This window comes from Pricia sp., assembly GCF_041745955.1.
In the GTDB taxonomy this organism is placed as follows: domain Bacteria; phylum Bacteroidota; class Bacteroidia; order Flavobacteriales; family Flavobacteriaceae; genus Pricia.
This window is the reverse complement of sequence record NZ_JBGTHY010000483.1, coordinates 1-3192: the sequence shown is the minus strand read 5'-3', so window position 1 is coordinate 3192 and position 3192 is coordinate 1. Positions and strand designations below refer to the sequence as shown.

Here is a 3192-nt window from a genome sequence, read left to right as displayed (position 1 = left end):
AGCTACGGAACGGCCATGCGCATACATGATGGGTATCTCTATTTTAGTTCCGTAACCCGTATATTTCGTCAAAAATTGACCGATGAGTTAGTGCCGGACTCCGAAATGGAGCTGATCTTGACCGATACCCAGCCACCGATGCAACACGACACCAAACCGATAGCGTTCGATAAAAAGGGAAATCTATACACGCCCTTCGGGGCACCTTCCGATGCCTGTCAAGAAGATGACAGGGTCTTTATGTCCCCCGGCATGTATCCTTGTCCCATCCTCGAGCACAGGGCGGGCGTCTGGAAGTTCGATGCCAATAAAAAAGGGCAGTTTCAGAAAGATGGCCAGAAATTTGCCACGGGCCTTCGAAGTGTCGTAGCCTTGGAATGGAACGATCAGGATGATAATTTGTTTACCCTTGCCCATGGCAGGGATCATCTCTACAATACCTGGCCGGAAACATTTACGGTGTGGGAAGGGTCCGTATTGCCTTCCGAAGTTTTTTTAAAGCTCAAGGATGGTTCCGATGCGGGCTGGCCCTACCACTATTACAATCAGATAAAGGAAGATTATTTTCTTAATCCCGAGTACGGCGGTGACGGTAAAAAACAAGGTGAAAACTTAGATTCATTGGTGAAACCGCTGGTCGGGTTTCCAGGGCATTTTGCGCCAAATGATCTTTTGTTCTATTCGGGAGATCAGTTCCCGGTACGCTATAAAAATGGTGCTTTTATGGCCTTTCACGGCTCCACGAGCAGTGCTCCATATCCGCAAACGGGCTATTTTATTGGCTTCGTGCCTATGGAAAAAGGAATGCCTTCAGGACCTTGGGAAGTATTTGCAGATGGTTTTGCCGGAGTCGATACCATAATCAACACCAGTGATGCCAAATATCGGCCGATGGGCCTTGCCATGGGTCCGGATGGCTCGATATACGTATCCGATTCGGAAAAGGGAAAGATATGGCGCGTACTATATAAAGGGGATGCCAAAAAGTTCGGCGCAGCACAATTGGCGAAAATGGAAGAACGAAAAAAACAGTCCCCGAATATAAAAACGCCCGATGAGGTTAAGGATATCGTGGCCACCGAAGAAAACGGATTTTTCCCAAAACAGGGAAATATGGCGGAAGGTGCGAGACTGTATAACACCTATTGCGCACTATGCCATCAAACGAACGGGCGGGGCAACGACCGCTTTCCACCTTTGAACTATTCGGATTGGGTCAATGGCGACAAGGAGCGATTGATCGATGTCGTACTGAACGGACTTGCAGGCGAAATCAGGGTACATGACAGGTCGTACAACAATGTGATGCCCAAGCAAGACCATCTTAAGGACGAAGACATTGCGCTGATCCTAACGTACATCCGACAGAATTTTGGCAATCGTTCGAATGGTATAGACCCCGAAGAAGTGGCCAAAGTTAGGAAAGCGACCGGTAATTCCAAGTGATCTTGATTCAAGATACCCGAACAAAAAAATAGCAACCGATGAAAACCGAAAGAAGATCCGCAATCAAAAAGATATTGGCCTCGACCACCGCTTTGGTAGGATTTGGTCCTATCGCCGTGGCGAAAACTAAAAAAACAGAAGAAAAACCGATTCCTTCCCGACCAAAAGTTGACTATTTTGAGGAATTGGGCGTCACCCGTGTAATCAACGCAGCCGCGACTATGACGTTTTTGTCCGGATCTTTGATGATGCCCGAGACAATGGAGGCTATTAATGCAACGGCGCACGACTTTGCCGATATGCACGAACTACAGGACAAGGTCGGAGCCAAGATCGCCGAAATGCTGCATTGCGAGGCCGCTATGGTCACCTCTGGGGCCGCCTGTGCACTGGTATTGGGTACGGCGGGCGTCATTACCGGTACCGATGCCGATAAGCGGAAACAATTGCCAAACCTTCCCGGCCCGCGCCCGGAGGTCATTATGCAAAAAAGCCATCGCTACGTTTTCGATCAGGCCATAACTACTACGGGTGCCAAGATAATCGAGGTAGAAAACCCAAAGGAAATGGAGCAGGCCATCAACAAGAATACGGTAATGGCCCTTTTCTTTAATGCCGCCGTATCCTGGTATGGCATAGAAGATACCATAGACCACGAAGCGTTCGTTGCCATTTGTAAGCGGCATAATATCCCTTCCTTTATAGATGCCGCAGCGGATGTTCCTCCGGTGGAAAACCTCTTCAAATATCAAAAAATGGGCTTTGACCTCGTTACTTTCTCCGGGGGCAAGATGATCCGGGGGCCCCAGAGTGCGGGATTACTTTTCGGCAGAAAAGACCTGATTGAGGCCGCCAAGCTGCACTGCAGCCCCCATGAGGCTCCTATAGGCCGCCCAATGAAAGTGAACAAGGAAGAAATGTTCGGTATGTACGCCGCACTCAAATCCTATTTGGAACGCGATCATAAAAAAGAATGGCAGGATTGGCTCGATCGCGCCGACCAGATCCTATCACGTTTAAAGACGGTTCCGAGCGTAATGGGCGAGACGAATGTACCCAAGGGACCGGCCAATGTCGTTCCCAGCCTACATGTAACCTGGGATCAAAAACAGGTAAAGATAACCCCGAAGGAAGTCTATGAGGCCTTAAAAAGTGGAACGCCCAGTATCGTTTGCAGTATAGGGCAAAATAATGGTGAGGAACTGTTGAGCGTCGGTGTCATATTGCTGAGACCGGAACAGGTGACCATTGTAGCCGATCGTATCAAGGCGATTTTACAGGAAGCGGTCTGATAAAATATACCTGTACTTCCCATTTTTTTTTGGGAGGGATAGTATAGCGTTTGATGTTAGAAAAAGTCCACCCATTAAGCGTTGCACGGATCTTGTTTACGTGATCGGGGCAACGACTTTTTCGGCTTTTGAGTCCGAATTTCAAAAACTGGTATCAAAGCGGATAGTTATAACCTAAAATTCAATACTCAAAATCATGAAAAGTTATTGCCTATTTGTTCTGATCGTATCATTTTTCGGAAACCAGGTTGCGGCACAAGAATTTAACATCGTTATCAAGGGAGGTCATGTGATCGATGCCAAAAACAATATTGATGCCGTAATGGACGTGGCCATCAAGGACGGCAAGATTGCCGAAGTGGCAAAGAACATCGATGCAAAAAAGGCCGTTCAAATGGTCGATGCCAAGGGATTATATGTGACTCCCGGCCTTATCGATATCCACGGCCATGTT

2 protein-coding genes and 1 pseudogene are annotated in these 3192 nt (G+C 47.8%); all 3 read left to right on the top strand.

All coding sequences use genetic code 11. The features are described 5' to 3' along the window. Positions 1-1446: c-type cytochrome (locus ACEW8S_RS17000; protein ID WP_373519311.1), on the top strand; the 1446-nt coding region annotated here is incomplete at its 5' end. A gap of 38 nt (positions 1447-1484) precedes the next feature. Continuing rightward, positions 1485-2738: an aminotransferase class V-fold PLP-dependent enzyme gene (locus ACEW8S_RS16995; protein ID WP_373519310.1), complete on the top strand. Its 1254-nt coding sequence runs from the start codon at positions 1485-1487 to the stop codon at positions 2736-2738. 196 nt (positions 2739-2934) lie between these two features. Further along, positions 2935-3192, top strand: a pseudogene (locus ACEW8S_RS16990) (amidohydrolase/deacetylase family metallohydrolase); the annotation flags it as partial.

What these genes read in the sequence shown, in the direction of transcription:
- ACEW8S_RS16995 (WP_373519310.1), top strand. Translation starts at nt 1,485, where the DNA reads ATGAAAACCGAAAGAAGATCCGCAATCAAAAAGATATTGGCCTCGACC.